Source organism: Sphaerochaeta halotolerans (assembly GCF_003429665.1).
Lineage (GTDB): Bacteria > Spirochaetota > Spirochaetia > Sphaerochaetales > Sphaerochaetaceae > Sphaerochaeta > Sphaerochaeta halotolerans.
Genome location: NZ_QUWK01000008.1, coordinates 143,996 through 160,156, shown reverse-complemented (window position 1 = coordinate 160,156; position 16,161 = coordinate 143,996). Strand labels below are relative to the sequence as shown.

At 46.0% G+C, this 16,161-nt stretch carries 16 protein-coding genes and 2 tRNA genes; 15 read left to right on the top strand and 3 right to left on the bottom strand.

Translation table 11 applies throughout. The annotated features are described in order from the left end of the window. The first annotated feature begins 73 nt into the window (after positions 1-73). Together DYP60_RS09085 and DYP60_RS09080 are read left to right on the top strand one after the other, a co-directional pair. The gene (locus DYP60_RS09085) at positions 74-523 is read left to right on the top strand and encodes an FtsB family cell division protein (protein ID WP_117330689.1); all 450 of its coding nucleotides are present in this window, start codon (positions 74-76) and stop codon (positions 521-523) included. Continuing rightward, the gene (locus tag DYP60_RS09080; RefSeq protein WP_117330688.1) at positions 516-1,094 is read left to right on the top strand and encodes an L-threonylcarbamoyladenylate synthase; all 579 of its coding nucleotides are present in this window, start codon (positions 516-518) and stop codon (positions 1,092-1,094) included. Before DYP60_RS09085 ends, DYP60_RS09080 begins: the two co-directional genes overlap by 8 nt. Here the strand turns inward: DYP60_RS09080 and DYP60_RS09075 are convergent. Further along, complete coding sequence (locus DYP60_RS09075) at positions 1,091-2,410, bottom strand: DUF1015 domain-containing protein (RefSeq protein ID WP_117330687.1); 1,320 nt, start codon at positions 2,408-2,410, stop codon at positions 1,091-1,093. The two genes, DYP60_RS09080 and DYP60_RS09075, sit on opposite strands and share 4 nt — an antisense overlap. A 78-nt stretch (positions 2,411-2,488) precedes the next feature. Between DYP60_RS09075 and DYP60_RS09070 the strand changes: the two genes are divergently transcribed. From DYP60_RS09070 to DYP60_RS09035, 8 genes are all read left to right on the top strand, one after another. Then, a complete protein-coding gene (locus DYP60_RS09070; protein ID WP_117330686.1) occupies positions 2,489-3,121 on the top strand; it encodes a thiamine diphosphokinase in 633 nt (210 codons plus the stop codon). A 16-nt stretch (positions 3,122-3,137) separates the two neighbouring features. Then, positions 3,138-3,479, top strand: coding sequence for a hypothetical protein (locus tag DYP60_RS09065; protein WP_117330685.1), 342 nt, complete (start codon positions 3,138-3,140; stop codon positions 3,477-3,479). Between the two features lie 30 nt (positions 3,480-3,509). Next, positions 3,510-3,890 (top strand): chorismate mutase, encoded by a 381-nt coding sequence (gene aroH, locus DYP60_RS09060; protein WP_117330684.1) that lies wholly within the window; start codon positions 3,510-3,512, stop codon positions 3,888-3,890. Between the two features lie 191 nt (positions 3,891-4,081). Continuing rightward, a complete protein-coding gene (locus tag DYP60_RS09055; RefSeq protein ID WP_117330683.1) occupies positions 4,082-5,113 on the top strand; it encodes a tripartite tricarboxylate transporter substrate binding protein in 1,032 nt (343 codons plus the stop codon). 30 nt (positions 5,114-5,143) lie between these two features. After that, positions 5,144-5,599, top strand: a complete 456-nt coding sequence (locus DYP60_RS09050; RefSeq protein WP_117330682.1) for a tripartite tricarboxylate transporter TctB family protein — start codon at positions 5,144-5,146, stop codon at positions 5,597-5,599. Positions 5,600-5,611: 12 nt separating this feature from the next. Beyond that, positions 5,612-7,105, top strand: a complete 1,494-nt coding sequence (locus DYP60_RS09045) for a tripartite tricarboxylate transporter permease (RefSeq protein WP_117330681.1) — start codon at positions 5,612-5,614, stop codon at positions 7,103-7,105. Positions 7,106-7,108: 3 nt separating this feature from the next. Next, complete coding sequence (aroA, locus tag DYP60_RS09040) at positions 7,109-8,419, top strand: 3-phosphoshikimate 1-carboxyvinyltransferase (protein WP_117330680.1); 1,311 nt, start codon at positions 7,109-7,111, stop codon at positions 8,417-8,419. Continuing rightward, positions 8,401-9,486, top strand: coding sequence for a LacI family DNA-binding transcriptional regulator (locus DYP60_RS09035; protein WP_117330679.1), 1,086 nt, complete (start codon positions 8,401-8,403; stop codon positions 9,484-9,486). The genes aroA and DYP60_RS09035 overlap by 19 nt, the downstream gene beginning before the upstream one ends. Positions 9,487-9,541: 55 nt before the next feature. On the opposite strand, the gene rpsD is transcribed toward DYP60_RS09035, so the two are convergent. Both rpsD and DYP60_RS09025 read right to left on the bottom strand, forming a co-directional pair. Next, entirely contained in the window at positions 9,542-10,132 is a 591-nt protein-coding gene (gene rpsD, locus DYP60_RS09030) for a 30S ribosomal protein S4 (protein WP_117330678.1), read from the bottom strand. A gap of 189 nt (positions 10,133-10,321) precedes the next feature. After that, a tRNA-Thr gene (locus DYP60_RS09025) sits at positions 10,322-10,393 on the bottom strand. A 235-nt stretch (positions 10,394-10,628) separates the two neighbouring features. On the opposite strand from DYP60_RS09025, the gene DYP60_RS09020 reads away from it, so the two are divergent. The 5 genes from DYP60_RS09020 to rpoD all read left to right on the top strand — a co-directional run bounded on the left by DYP60_RS09020 (position 10,629) and on the right by rpoD (position 16,152). Next, positions 10,629-11,150, top strand: coding sequence for a hypothetical protein (locus tag DYP60_RS09020; RefSeq protein WP_117330677.1), 522 nt, complete (start codon positions 10,629-10,631; stop codon positions 11,148-11,150). A 534-nt stretch (positions 11,151-11,684) separates the two neighbouring features. After that, positions 11,685-11,766, top strand: a tRNA-Tyr gene (locus DYP60_RS09015). A 63-nt stretch (positions 11,767-11,829) separates the two neighbouring features. Further along, positions 11,830-12,270 carry a YkgJ family cysteine cluster protein gene (locus DYP60_RS09010; protein ID WP_202384390.1) on the top strand — a complete coding sequence of 147 codons (441 nt, stop codon included), beginning with the start codon at positions 11,830-11,832 and terminating at the stop codon, positions 12,268-12,270. A gap of 8 nt (positions 12,271-12,278) precedes the next feature. After that, positions 12,279-14,075 carry a DNA primase gene (gene dnaG / locus DYP60_RS09005; protein WP_117330675.1) on the top strand — a complete coding sequence of 599 codons (1,797 nt, stop codon included), beginning with the start codon at positions 12,279-12,281 and terminating at the stop codon, positions 14,073-14,075. Between the two features lie 22 nt (positions 14,076-14,097). Continuing rightward, positions 14,098-16,152, top strand: coding sequence for an RNA polymerase sigma factor RpoD (rpoD, locus tag DYP60_RS09000; RefSeq protein ID WP_117330674.1), 2,055 nt, complete (start codon positions 14,098-14,100; stop codon positions 16,150-16,152). Positions 16,153-16,161: the final 9 nt, after the last annotated feature.

The following is a 16,161-nucleotide window of genomic DNA, read 5'->3' as shown; positions in this document are numbered from 1 at the left end:
GCCACCTCCATGCAAACTTTACACTAGTAATAATACTATAGTACCATAGTTAGTATAGTGATTGAAGGATAGCATGACAAGAAAAATACCGCTACTATTCACTTTCAGCCTAGTTTTTATCTTTTCCTTGCTCATGGCAGTATTCGGCACTGGTGGATATCTGCATAATCGTGCTTTGCAGGATGAGATAGCGCGACTTTCTTATGAAGAGACTATTCTTTCCTTGCAGGTTGACTCCCTCGAGCGCCAGAGGAATGAAGCAACCAGTGAGGATGCACTGAGGGATGCTGCTTTCAAATATGGGTATCAGAGTGAGGGAGAACAGGTATATTACTTCATTGACGAGGAAGAGGGTTCTCTCTCCCATGAAAATAGGGATATGTTGATTGTTGAATCTGCACAATCGCCGGCTTTTACAGGAATTCCTACCATTTATCTAGCACTTGCCTCCCTATGCATGGCATCGTTGATTACGCTATGCTATACATGGATGAAAAAACGGCGGAGGCGGATCTATGAGTAGGACAAGTGAGGAAGCAGAACTCCTCTATAAATCAGAACCAGATACCTTGGATCGATGTGTGATCCATCTTCAGGAGGATAACCTCATGATCCTTCCCTGTGACACAATCTATGGTCTGAGTGGAAAAGTTGATACAACACTGCAAAAACTGCGTGCACTGAAAGAGCATATAGGGCAACAGCAGTTCGCCATCCTCTCTACCCTTGAGCAAGCGCATCAGCTGTGTATTGTTCCGGAGGTGCTCCAAGATCATTGGCCTTGCGCCCTTACCTGCATACTCCCCAATAGAAAGGGAGAAGGGAGCAGTGCTGTCCGGGTCCCTGACGATCCATTCATACAAGAGTTGCTTACACGCCTTGGTTCTCCAATCTACTCAACTGCAGTAAATCCCAATGAGTATTTCATAACCAATATCACTGACATCATCTTCACATATAAAGAAAAAGTGCAGGCCATTGTCGTGGATCCAAAGCGACAGCGAAATACTCCCTCCACCTTGATCGATTGCACGACAACTCCCTACACCTTGTTGCGCTGTGGGGACTATGATGCGTCCTCGCTGCTTCTTTAAAGCTGTATTTTCCTTGCTTCCATGTAATAACGCTTCTCATTTGCCTCTCCCATGGAGAAGGTTTTTCTTGGCAGAGCGTTATCCCTGATGATTGAATCAAAGAAGGTGGCCTTGGAGACTTCTGGTAGGATGAGTCCTATGTTGCCTTCCTTGCTACCCAAGGTAGCGGTAACTTCCTTGCCGTGGATATAGTCCACACTGGCTAGTTTCTGTTCAAGCAACGAGTCGATGATCAATTGCAGCGTGCCTGCAGCGATAGAGGCCTTTGGCTCGGTAAGTTTGTAAAGATGATAGCCTTGCTTGTTACAGAATCCGAACTTCTGAATTCCATCTGCTTTGTTGATTGCCGAGTCAAGGGAATTTAGGTCGGAGGCTTTTTCTGTTTCATAGTGTGAACAGACTTTGGAGAGTTCCTTTTCAAAGGTATGTTGGTCAAGTCCGAAAAGCACACGGTGAATTGGTTCGAACTTCAATCCCTCATCAAAAATATTTTCCAGTTCAACCAGTGCATAGCGTGCAGGATGGTGTTCTCGCTCTTCTGGTGAGAGTGTTTTTTGTATATCCATCCAACAGCTCTTTGCCGTTGCCAGGCTATGGTTGCCGTCACCCATGGCGTAGAGTAGGGGATTGTCTTGGGGGAGGGCTTCAAGCATCCCTTCCAATGCCTCAGCAATCTTCAGCATAGCTTCATCAGTATCGACAACCCAAGCTTTCAAAGTACCACCACCAGCCATCAGATCGGTTTCATACGCAAGCGGGAGCTGTTCTCTTTTTCTCGCAAGTGGTTCAATGACGGAACGCTTCTCATCATTGATCAATACCATGATATGGGGAAGCTCAAGTGGAGCGTTTTTCCTGATTTCTTTTCTGGGCGGGATTCTGGAGAGAATGGTTCCCTCGGTTGCCCTGATCAGGCTACGAGAATCTGGAGCATAGTCATATTGGTCTAGGTCCAGGGCTACAAGCAGTCCCCAACGACCGATCTTGCTAGATGGAGTGGTGCGGTGTACCAGGAAGAAGGCATCTTTATAGACGGTGAAGAGATTCTGTTGCATGTATTGCTTCATGGTAGCATTGATTGTTTCAATCCTTTTCTCGGGATGTGCTTCCCCAAGGTATACTTCAGGGTAAATGAGATTGAGTGTGGATGGATTATCTCCTACCAGTTGTTTCACCTGTTCCCAATATTCAGGTTCTGAAGTATACTGGTCACAAGCAACTACTGCCCATTTTGAGAGATCTACTGTTGCTTTTGGTATCATGATGTCTGCGCGTTTGAGCGCAACCTTCTCGAGATGCTGATTTACGTTGGACATATTCATTCCTCTTTTATTTATGAATGTGGTAATATACTATGATAATATTGACAAATCCGCAACATAAAGTGAGCGATTATGAGTAAAGCTATAATATTTACCGGTGGTGGAGCCCCTTCCAGGCTCCCTGATGATCTCCTAGAGACCGGTGACATGGTAATTGCGGCGGATAGTGGATATGAGGCTGCAAAAGCCTTGGGAATTCCTGTTTCTCTTTGTCTTGGGGATTTCGACTCTACTCGTCTGTTCTCCGAAATACGCCATCTTAACCATGAGAAGAGTCTTTCCGATAAAGATGAGAGTGATACTGAGCTTGCGCTACGAAAAGCTTCCTCCCTTGGTTTTTCCAACTATATATTGGTTGGCGGGGGAGGGTTCCGGATGGACCACCTCTTTTCTACCTATAGTCTTTTTGACCAGTATGGTCCCCCTTCTGCCTGGTATACCACCTATGAAAGCCTGTTCCTGGTAGGCACGTTTCATCGATTTGAGATTTTGAATCCACCACAGACAGTGAGTTTTATTCCTGCAAGTTTCACCAAAGAAGTACGGGTTACTGCGAAGCAGTTGCAATGGCCGCTTAGTCACTATGCACTTTCTATGGCAACTATTTCTTTGTCCAACCGAGCGGAATCACCTGTACTGGACGTGTTTACCTCTGGGGAAGGAAAGCTCTTCGTATGTTTCCCGGTTGCAGACAAGCTATCATAGGTGATACCATCAACGTATGTTGCAGACACGGCGCTTGCTGGCATTTTCCAGCCGGGTACATACGTATACACTCTTGCTCTATCTCTTCTTTTTCTTCATATATATAGCAAGTAGTTTTTTCGCCGTAAGTCAGGATTTTGTAAATCTGTTGCATTTTTCCCTCTATCTGATCAGCTGGACCAGTTTGTTATTTGGCTTCTGGATTCTGGTTTTCTCTCTCTTGGTTTGGGTCGGGGATCGAATGTTTCCTACTTCTGCTATGTTGCTCACTATTCTCAGAATGCTGGCCATATTTGCATTGAGCCTTATTGTAGGATTGCTTGAGCATGTGATTACGAGGGGAATTACGATAGGATGATTTTTCAAAACACTAGTATTAGGAGTGACCATGGAATTGCCATCTACCATCAGTGCTATCAGGGGAGCCATCTGTGTACAGGATGATGTGCCTGAGCAAATCGAAACCGCAGCTGCAACACTCTACCGCGAAATACTTGCACTCAATGCATTGCAGGAAAATGAGGTAGCCTTTCTACTGATTACCCAAACCAGTGACCTGAAGAGCCGGAATCCAGCCACAGGATTAAGAAAGGCTGGATATTGTGCCCTCACTCCTTTGTTTTGCATGCAGGAACTTGAGATTGAAGGAATGTTGGAAAAAGTCATTAGGATGATGGTTGTAGTACACCATCCGATGGAAAAAACAGTACCTGTATTTATGCATGGTGCAGAAATGCTCCGCCCTGAGTTTGCCCACCCCTCCTTGTAAGAGGAGAGGGCAATTATTTTTTGGCATCAAAATGTAAATTTACAATTAAATATATGAAATATGTAAATAGCAATGCTATAAAATATATGAAGATAGAAACATTTATATATAATAGATTGTATAAATATTGCATAAAACACCAATATACTGCATAATCTATGATAATTTACACTTGTACGTTAGGAGGCTTTATGAAACACAAGTTGCTTGTTCTCTTTCTCTTGCTTTTGTCCATCTCCATGCTCTGGGGCGCTGGAAACTCAGAATCGGTAGATGCTTCGTATCCTACAAAACCGATTACCATGATTGTTCCCTATGGAGCAGGAGGAACCACTGATATTAGTGGCAGACAACTGGCTGTCCAACTGGAAAAGCACCTCGGAAAGAGCATAACGGTCATAAATCAAGGTGGTGCAAGCGGTTCCATTGGTGCTCGTACCGTTCTAGATGCCAAGAGTGATGGATATACTGTCCTCTTCACAGCTGAATCATTGGGAACCCAGAGGGTAATGGGACTGAGTGAGATGAGTTATGATGATTTCACCCCAATCATGGTTGCGGTCAATGACCCAAAGGTAATTGTTGTGGGGAAAGACTCAGCATATGAAACGCTCCAAGACCTGGTTGATGACATCAAGAATCGCCCCGGGAAGGTGAAGATGAGTTACACCGGACCAGGTGGATCAGGGCACGTACAGGCAATGATATATGGCAAGTTCGGGATGGAAATGGCTCTTACCGCATACCCCGGTGGTGCAGACTGCATCCTTGCTGTATTGGGAGATCAAGTGGATTTCACCAACTCGAACTACTCAACAGTTACCGGATATTTGGAAAGTGGGGACTTGAAGCTGCTGGGTATTTCTGCTCTCGACCGGCTGGAAGCACACCCAGATGTTCCTACCCTTGGAGAGATTCTCCCTGGTTCAGAACGTTATCTCTCCAATCCGTTCACCCCGCTTTCTCTCTTGGTGGACAAGGATGTTCCCCCCGAAGTGGTGACCATTCTACGCGATGCAGCCAAGAAAGCAGTACAGGAACCTGCTTGGAAGGAGTTTGTCGTCAAGAACTCCCTGGACAAACTCTATGAGAAGTATCCTGATGAATCGTCGATGCGGAAGTTCTACAAGGATTGGGAGTCCCTGGTTTCCTGGATGCTCTACGATAGTGGGGTAGCCAAATTCAGTCCTGCAAAGTTTGGGATTGAGAAATCACAATACTAATGACATTGAGGCTTATTGCAAGGAGTCATCATGGAAGAAACACAGCAATCAAGAAGTGGAGCATATTCGCGAATCGAAGGATTCATATTTCTCCTGGTATCCCTCTGTGCCATCGTCTATTCGCTGGTGGAGCATCAACGGGCAAAGGTAGTATGGCAACAGTCTCCCTATCTGTTCCCCCTTCTTGTTGCAGTGTTTCTGCTTCCCTTGTCGCTTTCACTGCTTCGTTCGGCAGGCAAAGAGAACAAAGACGGCGCACCTCTGTTGTTCTTGGTGCGTGACACTGTTGTGGTAGCGCTAGGAACGGTGGTCTATGTCATAGTGATGCCCCACCTCACATTCCTTGTCTCTACGGTCTTGTTCCTCTTCGCTTTGTTCTTCTACCTTGGAGAGCGAAGGTATCTCTTGATCAGCTTGCTCTCTGTAGGGTTTACCTCTCTGATGTATCTCCTGTTTGGAAAGCTATTGCATGTAATGCTTCCATAGGAGGAGGGGAAAATGGATATGTTTCTTGGAATTTTTTCCTATGCAATCAATATGCAATTTGTATTGCTCGTCTTATCTGGTTCGCTTGCCGGCCTTTTTGTAGGTTCCATCCCTGGTTTGTCAGTTTCCATGGCAACAGCACTCTTGGTGTCAATTACCTATTCATGGCAGACCACCAATGCTATTGCCACCATCATGGGTGTCTATGTGGTTGGTGTGTTCAGTGGAGCACTCTCGGCTATCCTGATCAATATCCCTGGGGCACCATCATCAGTAGTGACCACCCTAGACGGATTCCCCCTTGCAGAAAAAGGAGAGGCTTACAAGGCTTTAATCTATGCAGTGCTCTACTCCTTCATAGGGACGCTTTTTGGATTCCTCGCATTGGCTGTTTTAGCCAAGCCAATATCCTCTGTAGCATTGAAATTCACCCCAATGGATTATTTCCTTCTAGCTACCTTCGGCCTGACCACTGTCGGTTCCCTTACCACAAAGCATTTTGCAAAGGGGCTCATCAGTGCCTGTCTTGGCCTCTTCTTCAGCATGGTCGGTATCGACTCGGTAATGGGGACCGCCAGGCTGACTTTTGGTATCGAGAATCTGCAGGCAGGAATTAATATCGTCCCCGCCTTGGTTGGTCTCTTCGGCTTCTCAGAGGTGTTGATGGTCATTTCTACCAGTCTTGAAGGGGGGAATGTTCCCTCCCTTTCGCATAAGAAGCTGAAGACCAGGGAACTGCTGCGCCATACTCCAATCTCTCTCTGGTATGCAACCATCGGGGTTGTCATTGGTGCCTTGCCTGGAGCGGGAGGACCTGTTGCAGCTTTCCTTGCCTACAGTCAGGCAAAAAAATTAGTAAAAAACCCTTCGGTTCCCTTTGGAGAGGGCGCAATTGAGGGCATTGTTGCCAGTGAATCAGCCAACAATGCCTGTATTGGCGGGGCTATGATCCCTATGCTGACTCTTGCAATTCCAGGGGATGCCGTTACCGCAATCATCCTTTCGGTTTTCTATGTCCATGGACTGCGGCCTGGCCCAATGTTCATCAAGACCAGTGCACCAATGTTCCATGCAATTCTTGCTGGTGGTTTCATTGGTAGTATTTTCCTCTTGGTTCTGGGATTGCTGGTCGCCCCGAGGATCAGTAAAATCATTACAGTACCCAAGCGGATTCTTCTCCCCTTGGTTATCGTCCTCTGCATAATTGGTTCCTTCGCTACGAACAACAGGATGTTTGATGTATATCTGATGCTCTTTTTCGGAGTCTTGGGCTTCTTTATGCGGCGTCGTTCCTACTCGGTTGCTCCCATGACGCTTGCCATCGTGTTAGGAGGAATGATGGATTCCAACTTCAGAAGAGCTATTTCCTTGGCTTCCAGCGAAGATGCCTTTTTAGTGGCACTGCTGGGAAGACCCATTACATTGGTCTTGCTCTCCTTGGTTATCTTGACCTTGCTCTCCAACAGCAGGGCTTTGAAGCGATTCATACGTAAGAGAAGGATGTGATATATGCATGTACTTGTTAAGCCTGGTTCCTTGCATGGAAGTCTCCAGGTCCCAGGTTCCAAGAGCCACACTATCCGTGCTGTACTGTTGAGCTTGCTCTCTGAAGGACAGTCGATTATTTACAACCCCCTTTGCAGTGGGGATGGCTTGAGTGCCCTCTCTGCTGCAAAGGCTTTTGGTGCAATGGTTGAAGAGCAAGAAGGGTATTGGGTTATTCAGGGGAAAGGGAGCGCTTTGGCTGTTCCTGAGGATTGTATCAATACAGGAAACTCAGGTACCACCACCTGTTTCTTTTCTTCCGTTGCTGCCTTGGTTGATGGATGGACTGTGATCACAGGTGATGAACAGATTCGCAGACGCCCGATCAAACGCTTGGTTGATTCGCTGAACACTCTTGGAGCGACTGCTTTCCTCACTCGTGGGGGTCAGGAGGCTCCTCCTGTAGTAATAAAGGGAATCATGAGGGGGGGGAAGGTTACAATCAATGGAAATAACAGCCAATATGTTTCGAGCCTTTTGCTCTCTTGCCCATTGGCAGAGGGAGATACAGAAATCCTTGTTGAGGACCCTTTGGAGACTCCCTATGTACAGATTACCCTTGACTGGATGCATCGGTATGGGATTTCGGTCGAGAAGCGAGATGATTACACCAGGTTTTACATCAAGGGAGGCCAACACTATCGTCCAGGGAGGTTTACTGTTCCCGCAGATTTCTCTGCAGTAGCGTTTCCCTTGGTTGCAGCTGTTCTCAGTGACTCTGACTTACTCCTGACGTCACTTGATTTCCAGGACAGCCAGGGGGATAAGCGAGTAATTGAGATTCTAAGAGCCATGGGTGCCAATGTGGTAAAACATGAGGAAGAGGGGACTCTCTCTGTACAGGGAGGTGCAACCTTGCACGGTGGCGTAACGATTGATCTTGGTGATATCCCTGATGCATTGCCAGCCCTCGCTGTTGCCGCTACTCAGGCACATGGAGTCACTACCTTCACCAATCTACGTCATGTCCGACAGAAAGAGACTGACAGGGTTGCTGAGATGGCAACAAAGCTGAACGCATTGGGTTGCAATCTGGAGGTAGGTGAGGACTCTCTTGTCGTGAGGGGCCCTATTAAGGTGAGAGGGGGAGTGGTTTCCTCCTCCCATGACCATCGTATTGCGATGGCAATGGTGGCTCTTGGCCTGTCTACAGAGGAAGGATTGGTTGTTGAGGATGCAGCGTGCGTTTCTGTCTCTTTCCCGGGCTTTTTCGATGCCTTTCGCAACTGTGGAGCAGAAATAAGGGAGATGGATGGATGCATAGGAAGAAGATAACAATTACTGATGTCGCCAAGGCTGCAGGGGTTTCCATTGCTACCGTGTCAAGGGTTGTGAACCATGTCAATCGTGTGGAACCATCTGTAGCCAAACGGGTACGTGAGGCAATGTATACGTTGGGGTATGTCCCCAAAAAACCCAATCATCCCAATGCTGTGATAGCGCTGGTAGTTCCCAGTCTGGAAAATCCGTTCTTCTCCTTGGTTGTTGAAGGAATCCTTTCCAGGGCCAACATCGAGGGGGAAACACTCCTGGTATTCTCTTCAGAAGGAAGCGCTGTCCAGGAAAAAAAGAATCTTCATTGGGCTGCCAAGCTTGGGGTGGATGGGCTCTTGTTCTGTCCGCTCAGTGACACTTCTGCTTCATTGCTGCCTGCCTTGTTTGCAATTTCCACTCCGGTTGTGATCATCTATCGGCACGATTACTGTGATTTCGCAAGTCATATCTACTATGACAATGAGATGGGAGGGTACCTTGCAACTAAGTACCTGCTGAAGGCAGGTCATCGTCAGATTGCCTTTTTTGCGAGTTTCTGGGGTGATAAACCCTCTGATCTACTCAATTTTCATGATAGGAGACTCATGGGTAGTTATTCCTCCCTCGACCGTCTGAAAGGGTATCAGAATGCATTGGAAGAGTATGGGGTGACGGTTCACAGGGAGCTGCTTTGCAGTACAGGGTATACCTATGAGAGCGGGTATGCCATGACCAGGCATTTTCTCTCTTCATTATGTGATTTCACTGCAATCATCTGTTGCAATGATTCAGTAGCCGCTGGGGTATTGCAAGCACTCAGGGAACAGAACATAGAGGTTCCCAGGCAAGTGTCTGTGATAGGGTACGATGCATCCTTCCTCAGCGACATCACCCGTCCTTCCTTGAGCAGTGTCCATCAGGATCCGAAGGTATTGGGCCGTACTGCATTCGATCAGCTGCAAGCAAGACGGAGTGGAGAGGGGAAAGCTGATGTCATCCTTAAGCCAAATCTCGTTATAAAGAGTTCAACAGGACAATGTGAAAACAAGGAACAAAGGCCATCATACGATGGCAAAACAGGCCAATAGGCATGAACCAAAGTGAAAGCCGGCCTATCTATACCAGCCGGCTTCCCTGACAAATCTATTTGGAATAAAGTTCGACAACCGCTGATTCTGTGACATCGTAATCGATGTCACTTCTCTTCGGTAAGGTGACAACTTTTCCTTCCAGTTTCTCTTCATCAAACTCCAGCCATGCAGGGATTTTCCTGTTCTGCGCAAGGTTATGTGATCTCAACGCCTGCTTGCTTTTTTCATGGACTGAAATCACATCCCCTACTTTCAGGGTGACGGAAGGGATACCCACTCGTCTCCCATTCAGCATAAGATGGCCATGGTTGATCAGTTGCCTGCCTTCCCTTCGGGTAGTTGAGAGCCCTAGCCGGAATATCACATTATCAAATCGAAGCTCAAGCAAGGTGAGCAAATTTTCTCCGGTTATTCCACCGATTTTCTCAGCTCTTGCATAGATGAGCTTAAATTGCTTTTCGAGTACACCATAGATGAAACGAAGTTTTTGTTTCTCTATGAGTTGTCGTGCATACACGCTTTGTTTGCGTCGCCGGGTTGTTTTTGTTCTCCTAATGCTGGGTTTATGGGAATATCCCAAAACCAGGGGATTGATTCCGAGATAATCGCATCGCTTGAAAACAGGAGTTCTCGATATTGCCATAGTGTATTAGTACCACCTAATTATAGTATATTATTAGCCAATGCTAACAAATACTATCTATAACAAATATTTCTATGTAATGCAAGATATCAGCGCACAACTGAGAATGATTAGCAGGGTAGGCATAGCTAATACGGCAGGCCGCAAGACAAACAAATGAGGCACACCATTATGGTATGCCCCTCTTTGAGCCGACTGTCAGGATTGAACTGACGACCCCGAGATTACAAGTCACGTGCTCTACCGCTGAGCTAAGTCGGCTTTGACTCTGTGCACTATATCGAGAGAGAAACGATCTGTCAAGAACTCCAGCGAAATGGCAGGACATCCTTTTTTGATGTGTTTGTCTTATGTGCGAAACTATTTTTACAATTGATATGAATATCTATTGACATAAAAACCTTTTGCTCATAGCATAGCTAGATTGGCTTATAGTGAATAAGCAAAAGAATAAAACTTGCACAGGGGCAAAAAGCTCCTCAAAAAAGGAAAACGAATGAAAAAGACAATTGCTATTTTGCTGGTCTTGGTAATCGGGATGGTTGGAGTGTTTGCTGCTGCTAGCAGTGGGTTACCTTTAAGTACAGAAACGAGCACTATTGATGTAACTTCGACTGTTACACAATTTGCATTATTTGGTGTTACTGCTGATACTGTTGTAGATGCTAATTTTGCGTCACAGGCTCTTTTTAGTGGTGCGGTCAACACTACTATTACTAAAGAAAACTTTGATATGCTTACGTTAGCTTCTGCTGTTGAAGTAGGCAAACTTTCCGGCATTAACAGCCTTGCAACACCAGTAAGTTTGACTATCACGACAACTGATTTTGTGTCTGGTAGTAATAGTATTGGACTCACAGTAAGTCCTGAAAGTGAAAGCATTCTTGCTGCCGCATCCAGCGCATTTGGTACTTTGAAGAATACTTCTATCACATTAGTTGAGACTATACCTGGTGCTGCAGCACTTGCTCCTTCTGGTGACTACAGTGCTACGATTACGATTGGGCTCACGGTATAGGCTAGAACTGATGTACTGTTCTAGGTACAACGTCTACAGAATTCACAGGAAATCGTTAGATGGTGGGTTAGTACAAGAGATATAAAGAAAACTGGTTCCGGGAAGATACTTCTCAAAACACAAAGGCTGATCAGAAATGGTCAGCCTTTATAGTTGCTCAAAATATAGTAGCTCATGCATACATATCAAACCTAAGCTGCACCGTGTTGATTGAAGCTTCAAGATACCATGTGAAATGCGGTTCTAGAAGCTATATCGACGGGTAATGCCCGATTCACGAACATCTGCTTGCCTTCGGGTAAGTTCATTATGAAAGCGAAAAGATTCAGATAGTCCTGGATGTCGTTCTTGATGAATCCGGACTATGTATTGAAGCACTGGTTAAGCAGTTGGTAGTTCTCCACTGAAACCACCTCGCAATTACTCAACCATCTGCTTTAGCAAAGTACTTCATCACTATTAGGCAATGAATTTTGCCGAAGCAGGTTGACAAAACAATGCAGAGTTTGTAATGTACCAATGTCTTTTTGGCATGGAGAGGTTCCCGAGTGGCCAAAGGGGGCAGACTGTAAATCTGTTGGTTATACCTTCGAAGGTTCGAATCCTTCTCTCTCCACTTGGAGGCCTTCTTCTTTGAGGAAGGCCCTTTTCCTGTCTGTACCGTGAAAAAGGGGTATTGATGAGTTGTTTCTATGAGGATGGCTTACGGTTTTCTTGTGTAGATGGTTGCCGTTATTGTTGCAGCTGTGAACCGGGGTATGTGTTTCTCTCGCAACCAGATTTGGATCGACTTTGTGCCCATACAGGAATGGATGAGCAAGCATGTATAGAAACCTATTGTCGGATTGTTGCTATGGGTGCTTTCTCCATGATTAGCTTGAAAGAAAAACAGAACTACGATTGTGTGTTTCTGAACGAAAGGGGTTGTTCAGTGTATGAAGGACGCCCCAGGCAGTGCAGAACCTATCCGTTCTGGATGAGTATACTGGAGAGTGAGGAACGCTGGGAAGAGGAAAAGAAGTCATGTCCGGGAATCGGAAAGGGGAGACTCTATACCAAAGAGGAGATTGATGGGCTTTTGGAGATAGATCTCAAACAGACCCCGATCATACGGGATTAGGAAACGCGATGGCAAAGATTTCGGAATCGGTACTTGAACAGATCAAGGCACGAATCCAACTCAGTGAAGTTGTATCCGATTATGTTACCTTGAGTGCCAGGGGAGGAAGGCTTTGGGGCCTCTGTCCATTCCATCAAGAGAAAACTCCGTCCTTTTCCGTAGTTGATGAACAAGGTTTCTACTATTGTTTCAGTTGTAAGAAAGGCGGATCGATGTTCGACTTCCTCATGGAGATGGAGAAGGTGAGTTTTGTCGAGTCGGTAAAGATGCTGGCAAGAAGGGCAAACATTGAGCTGGCTGATGAGACTGAAGAGGACCGTAGTAAACGGAGTTTGAAAGAGACACTGTATGAGTTGTACGACAAGATTGCTGGTTCATTCCATTACCTTCTGGTCAACTCCAAGCAGGCTGAACATGCACGAATGTATCTGAAAGAACGCAACGTCAGCGAAGCAATGTGGGAACGCTTCAATCTCGGCTATGCACCCTCCGATGGGTATTGGCTTTATGCCTTTCTTCGTAAGCATCATTACAGCGATGACCTGCTCAAGCAAAGCGGTCTTTTCGGCCAGAACAATCCCAAGTTTCCGCTTTTCCGAGACCGATTGATGTTTCCCATTCGCAACTGGCAGGGAAAGACAGTAGCTTTTGGTGGCAGGGACCTTTCCAATACATCCAAAGCCAAGTACATCAACACTCCAGAGACGGTAATATACAGCAAGAAGCACAACCTTTTTGGCTTGTATGAAGCGCTTGATACCATCAAGAAAAGTCAGAAAGCAATACTATGTGAAGGAAATTTTGATGTGGTTGCTCTGCATCAGAGCGGGTTTACCAATGCGATGGCCCCCTTGGGTACTTCCTTTACCGAGGATCAGGGTAAGTTGCTCAGAAGATACTGTACTTCAGTACAAATTCTCTTCGATAATGACCGAGCAGGACAGAGTGCAACACAGAAAGCGTTGGTCATTGCCCAGGATTTCGGTATGGAGAATTCGGTGCTTACACTCAAAGGTGCAAAGGATGCCTCAGAGTTGGTGCAGGAAAAAGGGGAAGAAGCTTTGCAAAATGAGCTGCAACATGCAGTTCAAGGGTTTCATTATCTTGTAAACAATGCGGTAAACCAGTATGATACACTGACGCCAAAGGGCAAAACCTCTGTATTTCATGCGGTTCGGCCATACTTGGACGTCACACAGTCGTCTATTGAGAAACAGGATCTGATAAAAACCCTGGCTTCAATATTGAATGTTGACGAGTCGTCAATTCTTGACGATTATTCACGTAGGGAGCGGGTTATAGAGAAACCGGCTGACAGAAATGAGGAGGGGCAAATCCGGGCGCTGAATCCAGCGACCATTTCTGTTGACTTGTATGCAATGCTGACTCTGGTCAATAATAGGGATTTGTACGTACAAACTCGATACAAATTGGCTGTTGAGGATTTGGAGGACCGTGAGGCTGAAGCCCTGTACGATGTACTGGAGGAAGCCGCTCGGGAAGATGTTGGAAAGCATGATGAGTACATCCTGCAGATGATTGAGGACCCGCAGCTACGTAGTGACGTGGCATCATCCTTTGCCATGGAGGAGTTTCGCTTGGCACCGGTGGAGGTTCTGAGTGAAGCAGTGAATCGTATTCAACTGCGTAATTACGAGAAGCGTCGTTTGAGCAATAAACGACTTTTGGATATTAGTCTTCAGGATGGTACTGAGGATGAAGGGATAGAAGAACTGCTTCGGGAGAAAACTGAGATTGATGCTAAGATAGCACAACTTAAGCGTACTCTTGGACAGGAGATGTAAACAGGGTAGGTAAGAAATACAGATGCTTGATGAAACCATTTCGCAGACCATTCTCAAAGACATGGTAGCGCGCTCAGCAGAGACCGGACAGGTAACCAAGGACGAGATACGCAATGCACTCGGGCCGAAATATGCCACGGATGAGGCTGTTGATGAAATCATGCAAACGCTCAGTGAACTGGAAATTGACGTTACAGAGAGCGAGGATACCCATGTTGCCGGTGTCTTCCCAGATGGTCCGAGTCCCGACGAAATCGATGCTGATGATCTTGATGAAGATCAAGATGATCTTCTTGACGATGATGAGAGCATCACCGTTGATGATTTGATTGAACGTTTCCCTGATGAACACACCAAGGACGATGATGAGAAATCCAAGAAGAAAGCAAAGCATGAATCAGACTCTGATGTTGACGATGACGATGATTCGCTTGATGAAGATGAAGATGAAGAAGATTCTATAAAGAGTGACTGGACCGCCGTAAGTACCGATGATGACTCGGTTGGGAGCGGTGAGCGGTTTGTAGACATATCCAGCCTGGAAGAGCGCGATGGAGAGAGTGATCATAGCAGACACAATACCATCCTCGGTACCGACAAGAGCGATACCAGTGGGGATGACCCCATACGCTTGTATCTTAGGGAGATTGGAAGGGAAAACCTTCTGACTGCTGAACAAGAGGTCGAGCTGAGCAAGAAGATGGAAGATGGTGCCTTGATCATCAAGGAAGTCATCCAGGAAAGTGGTGTCATGATCACCCGTTTCTATGAAATCTTCAAGACATTGAATTTAAAGATTGAGGGACAGGAAGAAGAATACAACGCGAAGGATTATAAGGAACTTGTTACCGTACAGAAACGCTTCAATCAGTTCTACAAGGAGCCTTTGAAGGAAGTTCAGGCTGGATTGAAGAACTATATGGGCAAGAAGGAGCAGATGATCAGCACGGGCGAAGATGTCTTGCGCGATGAGGGGCTTCTGAAATCGAGAAATGTTTTACTCAAGAAGCTTGGAAAGATAGATTTGCAGCCTGAGGAGATTACTTCTTTTACCCATGACTTCATTGATGCAGAGAATAGAATTCGTTCGTACAAAGAGAAAAAGCAGCAACTGGAAAACAAGTTGCACATAACCAATCCCAAGGAACTTCGTCAACTAGGTCGTGATCTTGCGACTCAAGGCAAGAGCGTCATCATTGAAGAAGAACTTCATCTTAGCAGTGATACAATCAAGGACTTGATCAGGGAGTTGCAACTCACTGAAAAAGACCTGAAACAGATAGAGTACCAGTTTGAAGATACGTGCGAGAATATCCTGATTCATTCAACCAAGATTAAATATGGGCAGAAGATGATGAAGGATGCGAAGGACCGGCTGATCAGGGCAAACTTGCGTTTGGTAGTCTCCATTGCAAAAAAATATACCAATCGTGGTTTGCATTTCTTTGACTTGGTCCAGGAAGGCAACATCGGATTGATCAAAGCTGTCGAGAAGTTTGAGTACCGCAAGGGTTTCAAATTCTCAACGTATGCCACTTGGTGGATCCGTCAGGCAATCACACGTTCGATCAGCGATCAAGCTCGAACCATCAGGGTTCCCGTGCACATGATAGAGCAGATCAACAAGGTGGTAAGGGAGTCGAGGATGCTCATGCAATCACTGGGTCGAGAACCAACTGATGAGGAAGTGGCAGAGAAGCTTGGTTGGACCGAACTCAAGGTCAAGGCAGTCAAGAATGTTGCCCGTGAGCCAATTAGCCTTGAGACTCCAGTAGGTGAGGAAGAAGACTCCTTGCTAAGCGATTTCATTGAAGACAAGGAAGTGGAGAATCCAGCCACACAGACTGCCTATGCACTTCTGCAGGAACAGCTGAAGGACGTCTTAGCCACACTGCCGGCACGAGAGCAGGAAGTACTGAAAATGCGATTCGGACTTGATGATGGTTATTCATTGACACTTGAGGAAGTTGGGTTGTATTTTGAGGTGACAAGGGAACGTATCCGCCAGATTGAAGCCAAAGCTTTAAGAAGACTTAGACACCCCAAGCGAAGTAGGAAATTGAAAGATTTCATTTGAGAGATACAG

Coding starts and splice junctions, on each gene's coding strand:
- DYP60_RS09055 (WP_117330683.1), top strand. CDS start 4,082: ATGAAACACAAGTTGCTTGTTCTCTTTCTCTTGCTTTTGTCCATCTCC.
- DYP60_RS09035 (WP_117330679.1), top strand. CDS start 8,401: ATGCATAGGAAGAAGATAACAATTACTGATGTCGCCAAGGCTGCAGGG.
- DYP60_RS09085 (WP_117330689.1), top strand. CDS start 74: ATGACAAGAAAAATACCGCTACTATTCACTTTCAGCCTAGTTTTTATC.
- DYP60_RS09075 (WP_117330687.1), bottom strand. CDS start 2,410: ATGTCCAACGTAAATCAGCATCTCGAGAAGGTTGCGCTCAAACGCGCA.
- aroA (WP_117330680.1), top strand. CDS start 7,109: ATGCATGTACTTGTTAAGCCTGGTTCCTTGCATGGAAGTCTCCAGGTC.
- DYP60_RS09065 (WP_117330685.1), top strand. CDS start 3,138: ATGTTGCAGACACGGCGCTTGCTGGCATTTTCCAGCCGGGTACATACG.
- dnaG (WP_117330675.1), top strand. CDS start 12,279: ATGGCAAAGATTTCGGAATCGGTACTTGAACAGATCAAGGCACGAATC.
- DYP60_RS09010 (WP_202384390.1), top strand. CDS start 11,830: ATGAGTTGTTTCTATGAGGATGGCTTACGGTTTTCTTGTGTAGATGGT.
- rpsD (WP_117330678.1), bottom strand. CDS start 10,132: ATGGCAATATCGAGAACTCCTGTTTTCAAGCGATGCGATTATCTCGGA.
- DYP60_RS09020 (WP_117330677.1), top strand. CDS start 10,629: ATGAAAAAGACAATTGCTATTTTGCTGGTCTTGGTAATCGGGATGGTT.
- DYP60_RS09070 (WP_117330686.1), top strand. CDS start 2,489: ATGAGTAAAGCTATAATATTTACCGGTGGTGGAGCCCCTTCCAGGCTC.
- DYP60_RS09045 (WP_117330681.1), top strand. CDS start 5,612: ATGGATATGTTTCTTGGAATTTTTTCCTATGCAATCAATATGCAATTT.
- DYP60_RS09050 (WP_117330682.1), top strand. CDS start 5,144: ATGGAAGAAACACAGCAATCAAGAAGTGGAGCATATTCGCGAATCGAA.
- aroH (WP_117330684.1), top strand. CDS start 3,510: ATGGAATTGCCATCTACCATCAGTGCTATCAGGGGAGCCATCTGTGTA.
- DYP60_RS09080 (WP_117330688.1), top strand. CDS start 516: ATGAGTAGGACAAGTGAGGAAGCAGAACTCCTCTATAAATCAGAACCA.
- rpoD (WP_117330674.1), top strand. CDS start 14,098: ATGCTTGATGAAACCATTTCGCAGACCATTCTCAAAGACATGGTAGCG.